The sequence below is a fragment of the Actinomadura graeca genome (assembly GCF_019175365.1).
Classification (GTDB): Bacteria; Actinomycetota; Actinomycetes; order Streptosporangiales; family Streptosporangiaceae; genus Spirillospora; species Spirillospora graeca.
Genome location: NZ_CP059572.1, coordinates 926,747 through 944,157, shown reverse-complemented (window position 1 = coordinate 944,157; position 17,411 = coordinate 926,747). Strand labels below are relative to the sequence as shown.

The following is a 17,411-nucleotide window of genomic DNA, read 5'->3' as shown; positions in this document are numbered from 1 at the left end:
CGCTTCAACCACATCGCCGTGACGGAGGGGTGCCGTGCCTGACGAGCCGCTGGACCACCTGGTGATCGGAGCAGGCCCCGCGGGCCTGCAGCTCGCCCACTTCCTGGAACGCGCGGGGCGGAGCCACCTCGTCCTGGAGGCGGGCGCCAGGCCGGGCATGTTCTTCACCACGTTCCCGCGCCACCGCCGGTTGATCTCCATCAACAAGAAGCACACCGGGACCGCCGATCCCGAGCTGAACCTCCGGATGGACTGGAACTCCCTCCTGTCCGACGACCCGGAGCTGCTGTTCACCCGCTACAGCGACCGGTACTTCCCGGACGCCGAGGACATGGTCCGCTACCTCGCCGACTTCGCCGGGACCCACTGCCCCCGGATCGCCTACCGCACCCGCGCCGCGCACATCACACGCGACGGCGCGGCGGGCCCCTTCCGGGTGACCGACGAGCGCGGCGGGACCCACACCGCGAGGCGGCTGGTCGTCGCGACCGGGTTCGGGCTGCCGAACGTCCCCCCGATCCCCGGCGTCGAGACCGCCGACCTCTACGGCACCGCCCCCACCGACCCGTCCGACTACACCGGCCGGCGGGTGCTGGTCATCGGCAAGGGGAACTCGGCGTTCGAGACGGCCGGCAACCTCATCGAGACCGCCGCCGTCGTCCACGTCGCCGGGCCGCGGTCACTGCGGCTGGCGTGGCGGACGCACTTCGTCGGCCACCTGCGCGCCGTCAACAACGACTTCCTCGACACCTACCAGCTCAAGTCGCAGAACGCCGTGCTGGACGGCGACGTGCGCCGCATCGAGCGGCGGCCGGACGGCACGTACCTGGTCACGGTGGCGTTCGTCCGCGCGGACGAGGTGACCAAGGACATCCCCTACGACCGGGTGATCGTCTGCACCGGCTTCCGGATGGACGCCTCGATCTTCGGCGAGGGCTGCCGTCCCGAGCTGGCGATCCAGGACCGGTTCCCGGCGCTCACGCCCGCGTACGAGTCGGTCAACGTCCCCGGCCTGTACTTCGCCGGGACGCTGACGCAGTCACGGGACTTCAAGCGGGGCACGAGCGGGTTCATCCACGGCTTCCGCTACGGCGTCCGCGCGCTGCACCGGATCCTGGAGCTCCGCCACCACGGCGTCGCGTGGCCCGCCCGCGACCTGCCCGCCGGCCCCGGGCCGCTCGCGGCGGCGGTGATCGAGCGCGTCAACCGGTCGTCGGCGCTGTTCCAGCAGTTCGGGGTCCTCGCCGACGTCATCGCCCTCGACGGCCGGGGCGGTGCCCGCTACCTGGAGGAAGTGCCGGCCGGCCTGACCGGCCCCCCGCTCGGCGACGGCGCGGACGGCCACTTCGCGATCACGCTGGAGTACGGGCCGGACCACGACAGGCACGACCCGTTCGACCTCTCGGTCGGGCGGATCTCCCAGAGCGACGCGAACCGCGCGCACGAGGGCCACTACCTGCATCCGGTCGTCCGGTTCCACCGGGCGGGCGCGCCGCCGACCGTCCACCACGTCACCGAGAACCTGGAGAACGAGTGGACGTCCGAGGAGGTCCACGTCGCACCGCTCCGGGCGTTCCTCGCCCGGCACCTGGCCCCGGCGGCGGTGTGACCGCCGTGGCCGGCGTGCGGTCCCCGGCGACCCCGCGCGACTTCGAGGCGGCGGCGCGCGCCCGCCTGGACCCGGCGCACTACGACTACTTCGCGGGCGGCGCGGGCGGCGAGGCCACCCTGCGGGCCAACGAGGCCGCGTTCGGGCGGCTCGCGCTGCTCCCCCGCGTCCTGCGCGGCGCGGGCGCCGCCCGGACCGGCGTCACGCTGCTCGGCCGCCCGGCGGGCATGCCGGTGCTGGTGGCGCCGACCGCCTTCCACCGGCTCGCCGACCCCGAGGGCGAGCGCGCCACCGCGCGCGCCGCGGCCGCCACCGGCACGATCATGATCGTCAGCATGGCCGCCACCGTCGCGGTCGGGGACGTGGCCGCCGCCGCGCCCGGGGCCGTCCTGTGGTTCCAGCTCTACGTCCAGCCGGACATGCGCTTCACCGAGACGATCGTCCGGCGTGCCGAGGCCGCGGGCTGCGCGGCGCTGGTCGTCACCGTCGACTCGCCCGCCCGCGGCGTCCGCGAGCGCGAGCTGCGGCACGGCTTCGACGACCTCCCCGACGGCCTGAACTGCGAGAACCTCCGCGACGGGACGCGCGTGCGGCCGATCGTGATGTCCCCGGAGATCGGCTGGGGGCACATCGCCCGGCTCCGGGGGATGACCGACCTGCCGATCGTCCTCAAGGGCGTCCTCAACCCCGCCGACGTGCGCCCGGCGCTCGACCACGGCGCCGCCGCGCTGATGGTGTCCAACCACGGCGGCCGCCAGCTCGACTCGCTCCCGGCGACCGCCGACATGCTCCCCGAGATCGTCGCCGCGGCGGGCGGGGCCGTGCCGGTGCTGCTGGACGGCGGCGTCCGGCGCGGCACCGACGTCGTCAAGGCGCTCGCGCTCGGCGCCGCCGCCGTCGCCGTCGGCCGCCCGGTCCTCTGGGGCCTCGCCGCGGACGGCGAGCGGGGCGCCGCGCGCGTGCTCGGCCTGCTGCGCGCCGAGGTCGCGGACGCGCTCACCCTGTGCGGCTGCGCGTCCGCCGCCGACGTCGGCCCGGACCTGGTGCGGCGCGCATGCTGATCCCGGCGGCCGCGGCGGTGCTGGCGGCCGTGCTCAGCCTGCCGTGGTGGCTGCCGGGCCGGGTCGTCGCCCTGCGGGTCCGGCTGTTCGCCCGGATCAACGGCGACGAGGGCATCCCCGTGCCCGGCGACCTGGTCGGGGTGGAGCGCTTCATGGAGGTCTACTCCCACCCCGCCGCCGGTGGGCGGAGCAAGGGCGCCGCCCTCTCGGACCTGTTCTGGTACTGGCTCGCCCCCGGCCCCCACGTCCACCAGGAGCACCTGGAGGCGGGGGAGCGCTACGAGGCGGTCGCCGCCGCCACGCGCGGGTTCCTCGCCGTCCGGCGCACCGACGCCGAGGGCCTCGCCCGCCGCTGCGTCGCCGAGGTCCTGGACGACACGGGTGTGCGCGCGCACGTCCGGCTGCGGGACCTGATGATGCCCGTGTGGGCCGCGTTCTACTACGAGACGGTCTTCGGCGAGCCGTGCCCGCGCGGCGCGCGCGACCTGATCGTCGGCCACGCCGACGACGTCGTCACCGCACTCAAGTGCTGCGGGCTGCGGCACATGCGCCGCCGTGACCGGCTGACCCGCTACCTCGCGGCCCGGCTGCCGGACGTGCGGTGCCCGCTCCCCGCCGGGCTGCCCGACGAAGAACGCGCCCTGTACCTCCAGGGGACGTTCTTCAACACCGCCGTCGTCCAGATGTCGGAGGCCATGGCGCACCTGCTGATGGTCCTCGCGCAGCACCCGCGCGCGCAGGAGGAGGCCCGGACCGGCGACGACCGGCGGCTCGACCAGCTGATCGCGGAGACGATGCGGCTCTACCCGCTGTTCGGCGTCGCGCACCGCATCACCACCGCCGACATCCCCCTCGGCGGCGGCGCCGCGATCCCGTCCGGATCGGTGCTGTGCTTCAACTACCCCGACTACCACCGCGCCGGGCTCCCCGACCCCGGCCGCTTCGACCCGGACCGTTTCGCCCCGCCCCGCCACCGCGACCTCAGGCACATCCCGTTCGGCGTCGCCGCCAACCGCCCGTGCCCGGCCTGGCGGCTCGCGCCGATCACCATGCGGGCCGCCGCGCGGGAGGTCCTGCGCCGCCACACGCTCGTCTCGTCCGCCTCGCACACCCGGTCGATGCCCAACCGGGGGCCGTGCCTGCTCGTCCCGCGCGGCGACACGCGCCCGCACCGTCCCGCGCTGCTGCTCATGCGGCTGCGCGACCGCTGGGAGGACGTCTGGCGCAGCCTCGTCCAGCTCGTCCTCGGGACCTACATGGTCCGGGACGCGCGGCGGCGGCGGATGTGCGGACGCCACTTCGACCCCGACCCCTCGTGAGTGGAGGAGCGCATGGACACCCCCGCCCCCGCCGCCGTCCTGGCCGCGCCGGCCGACGCGAACCTGGCCCTGGTCCTCGACGTGCTGCCCGCGCTGGCGGTCATCCTGATCACCGCCGCGGTGTGCGGGCGGCTCGCGACGATGATGATGCAGCCGCGCGTCCTCGGCGAGATGGTCGCGGGCGTCCTGCTCGGCCCGACCCTGTTCGGCGCCCTGTTCCCGGACGCCCAGAAGGCGGTGTTCCCCGCCGACGCCCGGCCCGTCCTCTACGTCCTGAGCACGATCGGGCTGACGCTGTACATGTTCCTCGTCGGCGCCGGGATGGACCACGCCGCCGCGCCGCCCGGCGAGGGACGCCGGGCGGCGGTGCTCGCCGCGTCGGGCGTCCTGCCCTCGCTGCTGCTGGGCATGGTCACCGGCGCCCTGCTGTGGGGGACGCTGTCGCGCGCCGACGTCCCACGGCTCCAGTTCGCCCTGTTCGTCGGCGGGGCGCTGTCGCTGACCGCGTTCCCGATGCTCGCGCGGATCCTGTACGAGCGGAACCTGGAGAACAGCCCGCTCGGGCGGCTGTCGCTGCTCGCCGCGTCCGTCGACGACGCCCTCGCCTGGTGCCTGCTGGCCGTCCTGTCGGCGCTGCACCTCGGCTCGGGCATGGGCGGGGCGGTGCGCACCATCGTCCTCGCGGTGGTGTTCGCGGCGGTGACCCTGCTCGTCGTCTCGCGGCTGCTGCGCCCGCTCGGCAGGGAGTTCGCCCGCACCGGCGAGTTCGGCCCCACGATGATGTACGCCGCCGTGCTCGTCCCGCTCGTCGGCGGCTGGCTCACCGACTGGATCGGCGTCTACTCGGTGTTCGGCGGCTTCGTCGCGGGCCTGGCCATGCCGCGGGACGCGGCGTTCCGCAGGGCGCTGCACGAGCGGATGATGGGCGTCGTCTCGACGCTGCTCCTCCCGGTCTTCTTCGCCTTCTCGGGCCTGAACACCGACCTCGGCGGCATCACCGGCGGCACCATGCTGCTCGCGCTGCTGCTGATCATGGCGGCCGGGTTCTCGGGCAAGTACTTCGGCTGCTCGCTGGCGATGCGCTCGCTCGGATTCGGCCGCCGCGAGTCGTACGCGGTCGGCGCGCTGATGAACGCGCGCGGGCTGATGATCCTCATCTTCATCAACATAGGGCTGGCCCAGGGGATGATCACCCGTGAGCTGTTCGCCATGCTCGTGCTCGTGGCGGTCATCACCACGGCGGGGGCGCTTCCGCTTTACAAGCTGGCCCTCCCGGAGAGGCTTGAGCAGAGGGAAAAAGACGTTCCCCTCGGAGTTCCGGTTCAATGATCACCAAAATTGTCCACATCTGCCCTCCGCTATGGAGCTTCCCTCGCCGCGGTGCGACGGTGGCGTCGTGGCCGCGCTACCCGCCCAAGCCGGCCGGACCGCACACCGGTTGCTCATCGTCGAGGACGACGGCGAGCTCGGCCGGACGCTGACCGGCCTGTTCGCCGCGCAGGGGTACGCGGTCGACCTCGCCGCCGACGGCCAGCGCGGGCTGCACCTCGCGCTGAGCCGCGGCCACGACGCGATGATCGTCGACCGGGGGCTGCCGGACGCCGACGGGATCGAGCTGGTGCTGCGGCTGCGCCGCCGCGCGGTCACCGCCCCGGTGCTGGTGCTCGGCGCGTCCGGCGCGGTCGCCGACCGGGTCGCCGGGCTGGACGCCGGCGCCGAGGACTACCTGGTCAAGCCGTTCGAGGTGGACGAACTGCTGGCGCGGGTGCGGGCGCTGCTGCGCCGGAACCTGGACCTGGCGTGGCTGCTCCCGCTCGGCGCCGGCTGGTTCGACGCCGAGTGCCGGGTCGTCGGCCTGCCGAGCGGCGAGCAGGTGCGGCTGTCGGACCGCGAATGCCGGCTGCTGCGCGCGCTCGTGACCCGCCCCCGGCAGGTGCACACGCGCGCCGCGCTGCGCCAGCGGGTCTTCGACGGCGCCCGGACGGAGTCCATCGTCGACACCTACGTCTACTATCTGCGCCGCAAACTGGGCGACGGCGTCGTGCACACCGTGCGCGGTGTCGGCTACCGCATGGGCGAACTGTGATGATCAGGTGAAACGCCGCGAGAACGGCCGGCCTGGCGGATCGGGTGGGCCGGTTCCGGGGCGAATCGTCAACATTTGTTGATACCGAACCCACCACGCCTTCACCCTTCGCGCGTCATTATCAGCAGGTCCTGTTTCTGCTGTGAAAGGCGTTGCCGTGGTGACGAGGATTGCGGCCGTGCTCGCGGCCGGGACGACGATCGTGCTGGTCGCGGCGGTCCCCGGCGCCGCCGCCGGGTCGCCGCCGCGGCCGGGCCGTCCCGGGCCCGACGGCGCCGGATCGGGCGAGCGGCCGGAGAGGCGGTCGGGGGGCGCCCCGGCCGGGCCCGTCGTCGTGGCACCGCCGCGCTACACCTCGACGACCCGGCTGGCGCCGGGGGTGGTCTTCAAGACGTTCGAGACGTCCGGGTCCGGCGGGCCGGTGCTCGGCGACCTGCTGGAGGTCGATCTGCGCGCCCCCGGCGTCCGCGTGGGCCTGCTGCGCCCCCCGGCCGTCGCCTCCCGCCGGACCGTCTCACGGATGGCGGACGCGCAGCACGCCCTGGCGGGGGTGAACGGCGACTTCTTCAACATCAGCGAGACCCGGCCGGGCGTGCCGGCGACCGGGGCCGCGTCCGGCCCCGAGATCGACGACGGCGAGCCGCGCAAGGCCGCCGTGCCGGACGGGCAGCGGTTCGGCCCGGCCCTGCCGCCGGGCACCTCCGGTGAGGACGTCATCGGGGTCGGCGCCGACCGCCGCGGCCGGGTCGCGCGCCTGCGCCTCAGCGGCACGATCAGCGCCGGGGACACCACGATCCCGCTGCGCGGGCTCAACCAGTACGCGCTGCCGGACGACGCCGCCGGGGCGTTCACCAGCGCGTGGGGCACGGTGTCGCGGCGCCGCGCCGTCTGCGGCAGCGACACCCGCCGCGACGACCCGTGCGACACCGACACCGCCGAGGTGACGGTGCGGAGCGGCGTCGTGGTCAAGGTGTCCGACACCGTCGGCGAGGGCGCCATCCCGGACGGCACGACCGTCCTGGTCGGGCGGGGCAAGGCGGCGGGCCGGCTGCGGGAGCTGGCCGAGGGGCGGCGCGTGGGCGTCCGCTACCGGTTCACCAAGGCCGAGGGGCTCCGGTTCGCCGTGGGCGGCTTCGCCATCCTGCGCGGCGGCGAGCCGCTCGACGGCCTGGACCCGCGCGGCCCCGCCCCGCGGACCGCCGCCGGCGTGGGCGACGGCGGCCGCCGCTTCTACCTGCTCGTCGTGGACGGCCGGTCGGCGAAGAGCCGCGGCCTGACCGTCGCGGAGATGGCCGGGCTCCTGGAGGAGACGGGCTCGGACGACGGGGTGAACCTCGACGGCGGCGGCTCCACCACGTTCGCCGCCCGCCGCCAGGAGGAGCCCGCCGTCACCGTGCGCAACGCGCCGTCCGACGGCTCCGAGCGCGCCGTCGCCAACGGCATCGGCGTCTTCACCGGATCGTGACCTCGGCGTCCCGGCCCCCGGGTTGACGGGCCCGTCTGACAGATCACCCGGACCGGGTCGGCCGCGGGCGCTCCGCGTGTAATTGGAACGTTCCCACGATTGACGCGTAACCCTGACTCCGACGGCCCGCTGACCGACTCCGTGCACGTCAGAGCGGTGATTGACGGACTTCGATCACATCCGCCGCGACTGATGACCGAAGTCATGCAGAAGTGTTACGTTCGCCTGCGTGACATCGAGCAAGCGTCGTGCGCAGATCGTGTCGTCCGTGCGCACCAAGGGAGCCGCCTCCGTCCGCGAGCTGGCCGCGACCCTCCAGGTGAGCGAGTCGACGATCCGCCGCGATCTCGACGTGCTGGACCGCAACGGCGAGCTCGTCCGGACCTACGGGGGAGCGGCACTGTCGCCGCAGGCGGCGTCACCGGAGATCTCCTTCGCGGCGTCGGCGGAGCGCGACAGCGCCGAGAAGGAGGCGGTGGCCGAGCGCGCCGCCTCCCTCGTCGAGGACGACATGGTCGTCGTCCTCGACATCGGCACCAGCACCCGGCTGATCGCGCGGCGGCTGCGCGGCCGGCCGGTCACGGTGATCACCGCGAACCTCGCGGTGCTCGACGAGCTGCGCGACGACGACGCCGTCCGGGTGTGCCTGCTCGGCGGCGTCGTGCGGCGCAACTACCTCTCGCTCGTCGGGTCGCTGACCGAGGCGGCGCTGCGCCAGGTCAGCGCCGACCTGGTCTTCCTGAGCTGTACCGGCGTCCGCCCCAACGGCCACGTCGTGGACGACATGGAGATCGAGACGCAGCTCAAGCGGGCCATGATCGAGGCCGCCGACCGGGTGGTCCTCGTCGCGGGCGAGGCCAAGTTCCCCGGCACCGGGTCGCTGCGCGTCTGCTCCCTCGCGCAGATCGACACGCTGGTCACCACGCCCGGCGCCGACCCCCGGACTCTCGGGCTCTGCCGGCAGGCGGGCGGGAAGGTGTTCATCGCATGAAGCTGGCCATTCTCGGCGGCGGCGGGTTCCGGGTGCCCTACGTGTACCAGGCCCTGCTGCACGACCACGGCTCCCCGCGCATCGAGGAGGTCCGGCTCCAGGACTCCGACCCCGGGCGGCTGGAGGCGATGGCGGCGGTGCTCGCCGCGCTCGCCGAGGGTGTCGCGGACGCGCCGGCGGTCCGCACCGGCACGGACCTGGACAGGGCGCTGGAGGGTGCCGACTTCGTCTTCGCCGCCGTCAGGGTCGGCGGCGTCGCCGGGCGCGTGTGCGACGAGCGCATCGCGCTCGACCTGGGCGTCCTCGGGCAGGAGACCACCGGGCCGGGCGGCATCGCCTACGGGCTGCGCACCATCCCCGTCATGGTCGACATCGCCCGCCGGGTCAAGGCGCTGGCCCCGGACGCCTACGTCATCAACTTCACCAACCCCGCCGGCATGATCACCGAGGCGATGCAGGGCGTCCTCGGGGACCGCGTGCTCGGCGTCTGCGACACCCCGTCCGGGCTCGGCACGCGGGTCGCCGCCGCGCTCGGGCTGGAGCCCGCGCGGCTCCAGCTCGACTACGTGGGCCTGAACCACCTCGGCTGGATGCGCCGCATCCTGCACGACGGCGTGGACGTGCTGCCCCGCCTGCTCGCCGACGACGCGCTGCTCGGCTCGCTGGAGGAGGGCGTCGTCTTCGGCCGCGAGTGGCTGCGCGACCTCGGCGTCATCCCCAACGAGTACCTGTACTACTACTACTTCAACCGGGAGGCGGTGCGCGCCACCCTCGACGCGCCGCGGACCCGCGGCGAGTTCCTCGCCGCGCAGCAGGAGGCGTTCTACGAGCGGATCGCGGCGGCGTCCGGCGGCGCGGCGCTGAGGCTGTGGCGCGAGACCGTCGCCTCCCGCAGCGCCAGCTACATGGCGGAGATGAAGGGCGCGGAGACCGGGCAGGCGCTCGACGGCCACGCCGGGGTGGACCCGGTGGACGAGGGGTACGCCGGGGTCGCGCTCAGCGTGATGGCCGCGATCAGCCGCAACGAGCCCGCCACGATGATCCTCAACGTCCGCAACGGCGCGACCGTCGCCGCGCTGCCCGCGGACGCCGTGGTCGAGGTCCCCGTCACCGTGGACGCCAACGGGATCCACCCGCTCGTCCTGGACCAGCCGGACCTGCACCAGACCGGCCTCATGCAGCAGGTGAAGGCGGTGGAGCGGCTGACCGTCTCGGCCGCCCTCACCGGGTCGCGGACCGACGCCGTCAAGGCGTTCGGCCTGCATCCCCTGGTCGACTCGGTGTCGGTCGGCCGCCGCCTGCTCGACGGCTACATCGACCGCGTCCCCGAGGTGGCGGCGGTCTTCACACCCGGAGGCGGCAGGTGACCCGCGCCCGCCCCCCGGCCCCGACCCCCCGACAGGAGCGCATGATGACCAGACGATCGATCACCGGCGCCCCCAGAAGTTCCGGGGGGTGTGGGGGGTCGTCCCCCCGCAAGGGACAGGGCAGTTCCGGGGGGTGTGGGGGGTCGTCCCCCCACAAGGGACAGGGCGGTTCCGGCCGCCTCGCGTGCGCCGCGGCGGCGTCATGACGGCGGAGATCCTGAACGGGGCCCCGCCCCGCACGGACGCGGCGGAGCCCGCACGGGAGGAGGCCGCCGGGCGCGCGCCCGAGCCGTCGCTCGCCGACCCGTGCGCCGAGCGCGGCCGCGCGGGCGAGCTGCTCCGCCGCGCCGGCGACACCGGCGCCTCGCCCGGCCTGGACGTCTTCCTGTCCGGCCAGGTGTTCATGGACATGATCTTCACCGGGCTGCCCGGGCTGCCGCCGCCCGGCACCGAGCTGTTCACCGACGGGCTCGGGTCGGCGCCGGGCGGTATCGCCAACATCGCGGTCGCGATGAGCCGGCTCGGCCTGCGCGTCGGCCTCGCGGCCCCCTTCGGCGACGACCTGTTCGGCGCCTACCTGTGGCGGACCCTCGCCGAGCAGGAGGGCGTCGACCTCGGCCACTCCCGGCGGGTGCCGGGCTGGCCCACGCCGGTCACGGTGTCGCTGGCCTACGACTCCGACCGCAGCATGGTCACTTACGCCAAGCCCATGCCGGACCTCTCGTCCGGCGCGGTCGCGGGTCTCGCCGGCGGTGCGGGGGGTGCGGGCGCCACGGGGGCGGTGCTCGGCTCCCCGCCACCTCCCGCGCGCGCCTGCTTCGTCGACATCGAGCGCCCCGTGCCGGGCTGGGCCAGGGAGATGCGGAGGTCGGGCACGACGGTGTTCGCCGATCTCGGCTGGGACGCGACCGAGACGTGGTCCAGCGAGGTCCTGGACCGGCTGGAGCACGTGGACGTGTTCCTGCCGAACGCCGTGGAGGCCATGGCCTACACCCGCACCGGCTCGCCCGAGGAGGCCGCGCGCGTCCTCTCGGGGCGCGTCCCCGTGGTGGTGGTCAAACGCGGCGGCGACGGCGCCATCGCGATCGACTCCCGGACGGGCGAGGTCGCCGAGACCCCGGCGCTGCCCGTGGAGGCCCTCGACGCGACCGGGGCGGGAGACGTGTTCGGCGCGGGGTTCCTGTTCGGGACCCTCGCCGGGCTGCCGCTCGCCGAGCGGCTGCGGTTCGCCAACCTGTGCGCGGGCCTGTCGGTCCGGCACCGCAGCGGCTCGCTCGGCGCCCCGTGCTGGGGCGAGATCGCCGCGTTCGGCGAGTCCGGCGAGGTCCCCGAGTCCGAGCTCGAGAAGTACGCCTTCGTCGTCGACTACATCCCCGACTCGGCCACCGACACCGTCGTCCGGGCCGAACCCACCCTCCGGGCCGACCCCCCGCGGCCGTCCTAGGGACGGGGACGGGGGCGGACCGGCGCGGCGCACGGCCCGGGGGCGGCGCACGACCGGAACAACGCAGTAGCAGGAAGAAGCAGGGAGCCGCTGAAATGCCGACACTGATGAGGCGAGGGGCGGTCGCGGCCGCGGCCGCCCTCGTGACCGCGCTCGCCGCCGCGTGCGCCCCGGGCTCGTCCGGCGACAAGCCCGCGGGCAAGGCGCCCGCGGCGGTCAGCACCGACGTCGCCAAGGCGGGGAACGTGACGCTCACCGTCTGGGACCAGGAGGTCCAGGGCGGGCTGAAGGAGCAGATCGAGAAGCTGAACGCCCAGTTCCAGGCCACCTACCCCAACGTCAAGATCAACCGGGTGTCGCGGTCCTTCAGCGACCTGCAGAAGACCCTGCGGCTGGCGCTGTCGGGGAGCAACCCGCCGGACGTCGTGGAGGCCAACCAGGGCTACGCGTCGATGGCGCAGTTCGTCAAGGCGGGCATGCTGCTGCCGCTCGACCCCTACGACCAGGTGTACGGGTGGAAGAAGCGTTACCCCAAGGGCCTGCTGGACCTCAACAGCGTCACCGACGACGGGAAGCTCATCGGCTCGGGGAAGCTGTACGGCGTCTCCCTCAACGGTGAGATCGTCGGCCTGTACTACAACAAGGAGAAGCTGCAGAAGCTCGGTATCCAGCCGCCGAAGACGTGGGCGGAGTTCGACCAGGCGCTCGCCACCGCCAAGGGCAAGGGCGAGGTCCCCATCGCGTTCGGCAACGTCGAGAAGCTGCCCGCGATGCAGCTCTACGGCATCCTCCAGGACGGCCTCGCCGACAAGGAGGCCGTCCGCAGGCTCGTGTTCGGCAGTGGCGGCTCCTGGACCGACGGCCCGAACGTCCAGGCCGCGCAGAAGCTCGCCGACTGGTCCAAGAAGGGCTACTTCACCAAGAACGCCAACTCCATCAAGTGGGACGACACGCCCGTGAACTTCGCCAAGGGGGAGGGCGTGTTCATGTTCGGCGGCACCTGGTGGGCGCCCGACCTGAACGACCGCATGAAGGAGAAGGTCGGCTTCATGCTGCCGCCCGCGTCCCAGGCCGGGGCGCCGGTGGCGACGATGGGCGGCGAGAGCCTGCCGTGGTCCATCACGGCCAAGTCCAAGCACGCGGACGTCGCGGCGGCCTACATCAACTTCATCACCTCGCCGAAGGCGATGGACGTCTCGGTCGAGACCGGCAACCTGCCTGTGCTCCCCGCGCCGTCCAGGCAGCCGTCGGCGGCGCTGATGCGCGAGGTGTCGGCGGCCTGGGGTGAGCTGAGCAGGAACGACGGCACCACTCCCTACCTCGACTACGCGACGCCCACCTTCACCGACGCGTTCGGCGGCCCGCTCCAGGAGCTCGTCGCGGGGAGGAGGTCGCCGGAGGAGGCCATGAAGGCGGCCCAGGACGACTACACCGCCTTCCAGAACAAGAAGTGACCGGGGCCGGGCGCGGACCGGCCCGATGAGGACGAGGAGCCCGCACATGACGACGGCCGCGCGGCACGAGGGGCCGGGATCCCGGCGCGAGGCACCGGACGCCCGTGCCGCGCGGCGCCCGGGGGGACGCAACGGGGGCCGTCCCCCCGGCGAGGCCCGGGGGATCGGGTGGCTGTACGTCCTGCCCGCCCTGCTGGTGTACGGGGGGTTCCTGCTGTGGCCGCTGGTGCGGGGCGCGCAGTTCTCCCTGTACCACTGGGACGGGCTCGGGACGGCGACGTGGGCGGGCGTCTCCAACTACACCAGCACCTGGTCCGACCCGGCCCTGCGCGGCGCGTTCGGCCACCTCCTCGTCCTCGTCGTGTTCTATTCCGTGCTGCCGTGCTGCATCGCGTTCGTGCTGGTCGGCGCGATGTCCCGGACGAAGATCCGCGGCCTGGCGTTCTTCCGCACCGTGCTGTTCCTGCCGCAGGTCATCGCGATGGTCGCGGTGGCCGTGGCCTGGCGGTGGGTGTACTCGGCGGACGGCCCGGTCAACACCGTCCTCGGCGGGCTGCACGCGCTCGGCCTGCCGGACTGGCGGCGCGGCTGGCTCGGCGACTTCACCTTCGCGCTGCCCGCCGTCGGGGTCGTCGGCACCTGGGTGGGGATCGGGCTGGCGCTGGTGCTGTTCCTGGCCGGGGTCCAGAAGATCCCCCGGGAGCTGTACGAGGCCGCGCGGATCGACGGCGCCGGGCCCGTCCGCGAGTTCATCGCGGTCACGCTGCCCGCGCTGCGCCGCGAGCTGGCGGTGGCGCTGACGCTGACGACGATCATGGCGATCCGCAACTTCGACCTCATCTACATGGCCACCGAGGGCGGGCCGGGCAACGCGACGAAGGTGCCCGCCTACGAGGTGTACAACCGCACGTTCAACACCGGTGAGGTCGGGCTCGGCTGCGCCATCGGCGTGACGCTGGCCGTGCTGGCGTTCGCCGTCACGGCCGGCATCGGCCGCCTGGTGGAAGGGAGGGACGCATGAACCCGCGGGGGGAACGGGTCGTCAACCACGCGATCCTCGCCGTCTTCGCGGTCATCGCGGTGTTCCCGATGATCGGCGTCGTGACGCAGGCGCTGCGGCTCCCGGGCCTGGACCTCTCCTCGTTCGAGACGGCGTGGCGGGACGGCCACTTCGCCACGTACCTGCGCAACAGCCTCATCGTCACCACGGTCACCGTGGTCGTCGCGGCGGTGCTGTCGATCATGGCGGGGTACGCGCTCGGCGCGATGCGCTTCCGCGGGGCGCCGGCGCTGTTCCTGCTGTTCCTCGCGGGGCTGACCATCCCGACCGAGGCGGTCGTCGTCCCGCTGTACTTCGACCTCAGGTCGATGGGGCTCGACAACACCTACGCCGGGCTCATCCTCCCGCAGGTCGCCATGTCGGTCGCGTTCGGCACGTTCTGGATGCGCGCCTACTTCCGCAGCGTCCCCCCGTCGCTGCTGGAGGCCGCGCGGATCGACGGCGCGTCGAGCTGGACGACGCTGTGGCGGGTGCTGGTGCCGATCGGCCGTCCCGCGATCCTCACCATGCTCCTGCTCACCACCATGTGGACCTGGAACGAGTTCCTGCTCCCGCTGGTGATCATCAATTCCGACGAGGGGCTGCGCACCGCGCCCCTCGGCCTGTCCTTCTTCCAAGGGACGCACAAGACCGACTACTCACTGCTCATGGCGGGCGCGCTGATCATCGCGGCGCCCATCGTGATCGTCTATGTCTTCCTGCAACGCCAGTTCATCGCAGGGATGCTCTCGGGGGCCATCAAGGAGTAGGGAAGAACAGGAGATTCGATGCGAAGACTCGCCCTACCCGCAGTCCTGTCCGCCGCGCTCGCGGCGTCCGCTCTCGTCCTGACGGGCCCGTCCGCGCAGGCGGCGCCCGATCCCGGCGGCGGCGCGCCGCCCGGGGCGCCGTCCGGGGCGCCGTCCGATGCCGGGTCCGGGGACGGCCGGCTGGACGTCCTGTTCGTCGGGGCGCACCCCGACGACGAGGCGGGCACGCTGTCCACGCTCGGCCAGTGGAACGAGTTCGAGAAGGCGAAGACCGGCGTCCTCACCGTCACGCGCGGCGAGGGCGGCGGGAACGCGGCCGGGAACGAGGAGGGGCCGCCGCTCGGCCTGCTGCGCGAGAACGAGGAGCGGCGCGCCGTCGGCAAGGCCGGTGTCACCGACATCCACTACCTGGACGAGGTCGACTTCTACTACACGGTGAGCACGCCGCTCACCGCCAAGACCTGGGACCACGGCAAGACGCTGGAGAAGGTCGTCCGGCTGGTGCGGGAGACACGGCCCAAGGTGATCGTCACCATGGTGCCCGCGCCGCTGCCCGGCCAGCACGGCAACCACCAGGAGGCCGCGCGCCTGGCGACCGAGGCGTACTTCGCCGCGGCCGACCCCCGGGCCTATCCCGCGCAGCTCGGCGAGGAGGGACTGCGCACCTGGGCACCGGGACGGATCTTCCAGACCGGCGGCGCGTCCGGGCCCGCGGGCGCCGCCTGCGCCACCGACCTGAGGCCGGCCCGCCCGGGCTCGCTCGTGCGGGGCGTGTGGGGCGGCCGCGCGTCCGCCCGCAACGGCGGCAAGACGTGGGCGCAGGTCGAGCGCGAGGCGCAGCGGACGTACGTCAGCCAGGGCTGGGGCGGGTTCCCGGACGTGCCGTCCGACCCGTCCAAGATCGGCTGCGACTACTACACGCAGATCCACAGCCGGGTGCCGTTCACGCTGGGGAACACCGGCCCGGCGGCGATGCTGGAGGGCGCGGTGCGGCCCGGCGAGGGCGGCCTGCCGCTCGGCACGGAGTTCTCCCTGACCACCCGGTCGCTGGGGGTGACGCCCGGCGCCGGGTTCGCGGTGACGGCGCACGCGAGCTCATCGAGGACGCTGCGCGAAGCGAAGGCTGTTTTGTCCGTTCCGTCTGGTTGGAACGTTACAGGTTCGGGTGATCTGGGCACGGTGGGCTCCCGGGAGCGCACCGCGACCTTCACCGTCACGCCCCCGGCCGGGGCCGCCTCCGGGCGGGTCCAGCTCGCGGCGACGCTCAGCAGCGGGAGGGCCAAAGGCCAGGCCGTCGCGCAGGTGCAGGTGCAGCCGTCCGTCACCGGGACCATGGAGCCGCTGCCCCGCGTGTCCGACTTCGACTCCTGGGCGGCCAGGACCGGTGTCCCCGCGCTCACCGGGCAGGTCAAGCCGGTGCTGACGCTGGCGTCCGGGAAGTCGCGCAAGGTGCGCGTCGACCTGGCCAACACCACCGCGTCCGCGCAGTCGGGGACGGTCCGGCTGGACCTGCCGAAGGGCTTCGCCGCGGACGCACCGTCCAAGCCCTACACGCTCGCGGCCGGGGCGAAGGGCTCGGCGACCTTCACCGTCACCAACACCGACGCGTCCCTGCCCACCTCCAACGAGGGCGGCAGCGGCGGCGACTACGACGCGACCATCACCACGACACCGTCCTCGGGCGCCGCGGACGTTCAGACGGGCGGGCTGGAGCTGGTCCCGGCCGCCGTCCTGCCGAAGGCGCAGGGCACGCCCGCCGTGGACGGCAAGGAGGGGCCGGGCGAGTATCCCGGGCCGGAGCTGAACCTGTCACGCCTCTGGGAGGGCTCGCCCTGCGCGTCGGCGGCGGACTGCTCGGCCACCGGCAAGGTCACCTGGACCGGCGACGCGCTGCACGTGCTGGTCAAGGTCCGCGACGACAAGCCCGGCACCGTGCTGGACGCCGGCGACTGCAAGCGGCACTGGCGGACCGACTCCGTGGAGATCGCCGTCGACCCGCGCGGTGACTCCGAGAACACCTCGACCACGTTCAAGACCGGCATCTTCCCGAAGATGGCCGACGGCAGGCCGTGCTTCGAGCGCGACGCCGACGCGCACCAGGGCGGGCCGGAGACCGCGCCCGGGATGCAGGTCGCCTCGACGGTGGCCGACCCGTACGACGGGTACGTGATCGAGGCGAAGATCCCCTTCAAGGTCCTGCCGACCGCCGTGGACCCGGCGCGGATGGGACTCAACATCTTCGTGTACGACTCCGACACCCAGGACAAGGTCGGCAAGTCCCGGATCGGCTGGTCCACCTGGGGCGGGGTGCAGGGCGACCCGTACCGCTGGGGCCTGGTCTCGCTTCCCGGCCACACGCCGCCGCCCGGCATGCCGACCACCCCGGGGGACCCGGTCATGCCGACCGACGCGGCGTCCTCGCTCGACTCGCCCGAGTCCATCCTCCAGGCGGTGCGCACGGGCGTCCCGCTGGCGGGCGGTCCCGCCGCGCCCCGGTCGGACACGGCGCGGATCGTCGGCAGGCCGGAGGTCTCGGGCGGCTCGGCGGCCGTCAGGCTGCGCGCCACCGGGCCCGGCACCGCGCACGTCCACGTCTGGGACGGCAAGGTGCTCGGCACGAAGAAGGTCGAGTTCCGCCGCGCGGGCGTCCAGACCGTGACGGTCCAGGGCGCGAGCGGGATCGTCGCGCTGGCCTTCGAGGCGGCGAAGGGGGGAACGGCGAGTTCCGTCGCCCGGATCTCCCGGTGACGTGACGCCGCCGCGCCGGGCCGCGGTCCCTCCGGACCCGCCCGGCGCGGCGGTGCCG

The 17,411-nt window shown here is 73.8% G+C and carries 13 protein-coding genes; all 13 read left to right on the top strand.

The annotated features are described in order from the left end of the window. The first annotated feature begins 34 nt into the window (after nt 1-34). The 13 genes from AGRA3207_RS04590 to AGRA3207_RS04530 all read left to right on the top strand — a co-directional run bounded on the left by AGRA3207_RS04590 (nt 35) and on the right by AGRA3207_RS04530 (nt 17,353). A complete protein-coding gene (locus AGRA3207_RS04590) occupies nt 35-1,609 on the top strand; it encodes an NAD(P)-binding domain-containing protein (RefSeq protein ID WP_231333296.1) in 1,575 nt (524 codons plus the stop codon). Then, nucleotides 1,606-2,670, top strand: coding sequence for an alpha-hydroxy acid oxidase (locus AGRA3207_RS04585; RefSeq protein ID WP_231333295.1), 1,065 nt, complete (start codon nt 1,606-1,608; stop codon nt 2,668-2,670). Before AGRA3207_RS04590 ends, AGRA3207_RS04585 begins: the two co-directional genes overlap by 4 nt. Beyond that, nucleotides 2,664-3,989: a cytochrome P450 gene (locus AGRA3207_RS04580; protein ID WP_231333294.1), complete on the top strand. Its 1,326-nt coding sequence runs from the start codon at nt 2,664-2,666 to the stop codon at nt 3,987-3,989. Before AGRA3207_RS04585 ends, AGRA3207_RS04580 begins: the two co-directional genes overlap by 7 nt. A 12-nt stretch (nt 3,990-4,001) precedes the next feature. Further along, a complete protein-coding gene (locus tag AGRA3207_RS04575) occupies nt 4,002-5,318 on the top strand; it encodes a cation:proton antiporter (protein WP_231333293.1) in 1,317 nt (438 codons plus the stop codon). Nucleotides 5,319-5,385: 67 nt separating this feature from the next. Further along, nucleotides 5,386-6,075: a response regulator transcription factor gene (locus tag AGRA3207_RS04570; RefSeq protein WP_231333292.1), complete on the top strand. Its 690-nt coding sequence runs from the start codon at nt 5,386-5,388 to the stop codon at nt 6,073-6,075. Nucleotides 6,076-6,232: 157 nt separating this feature from the next. Beyond that, on the top strand, nt 6,233-7,540 hold the full coding sequence (locus tag AGRA3207_RS04565) for a phosphodiester glycosidase family protein (protein WP_231333291.1): 1,308 nt from the start codon (nt 6,233-6,235) through the stop codon (nt 7,538-7,540). Between the two features lie 229 nt (nt 7,541-7,769). Further along, complete coding sequence (locus AGRA3207_RS04560; RefSeq protein ID WP_231333290.1) at nt 7,770-8,531, top strand: DeoR/GlpR family DNA-binding transcription regulator; 762 nt, start codon at nt 7,770-7,772, stop codon at nt 8,529-8,531. Next, entirely contained in the window at nt 8,528-9,898 is a 1,371-nt protein-coding gene (locus AGRA3207_RS04555; protein WP_231333289.1) for a 6-phospho-beta-glucosidase, read from the top strand. The genes AGRA3207_RS04560 and AGRA3207_RS04555 overlap by 4 nt, the downstream gene beginning before the upstream one ends. Before the next feature lie 202 nt (nt 9,899-10,100). Then, nucleotides 10,101-11,342, top strand: a complete 1,242-nt coding sequence (locus AGRA3207_RS04550) for a carbohydrate kinase family protein (RefSeq protein ID WP_231333288.1) — start codon at nt 10,101-10,103, stop codon at nt 11,340-11,342. Between the two features lie 95 nt (nt 11,343-11,437). Next, the gene (locus AGRA3207_RS04545; RefSeq protein ID WP_231333287.1) at nt 11,438-12,796 is read left to right on the top strand and encodes an extracellular solute-binding protein; all 1,359 of its coding nucleotides are present in this window, start codon (nt 11,438-11,440) and stop codon (nt 12,794-12,796) included. Between the two features lie 46 nt (nt 12,797-12,842). After that, entirely contained in the window at nt 12,843-13,817 is a 975-nt protein-coding gene (locus tag AGRA3207_RS04540) for a carbohydrate ABC transporter permease (RefSeq protein WP_273700002.1), read from the top strand. After that, nucleotides 13,814-14,605 carry a carbohydrate ABC transporter permease gene (locus tag AGRA3207_RS04535; protein WP_231333286.1) on the top strand — a complete coding sequence of 264 codons (792 nt, stop codon included), beginning with the start codon at nt 13,814-13,816 and terminating at the stop codon, nt 14,603-14,605. Before AGRA3207_RS04540 ends, AGRA3207_RS04535 begins: the two co-directional genes overlap by 4 nt. An 18-nt stretch (nt 14,606-14,623) precedes the next feature. After that, complete coding sequence (locus AGRA3207_RS04530) at nt 14,624-17,353, top strand: sugar-binding protein (protein WP_231333285.1); 2,730 nt, start codon at nt 14,624-14,626, stop codon at nt 17,351-17,353. Nucleotides 17,354-17,411: the final 58 nt, after the last annotated feature.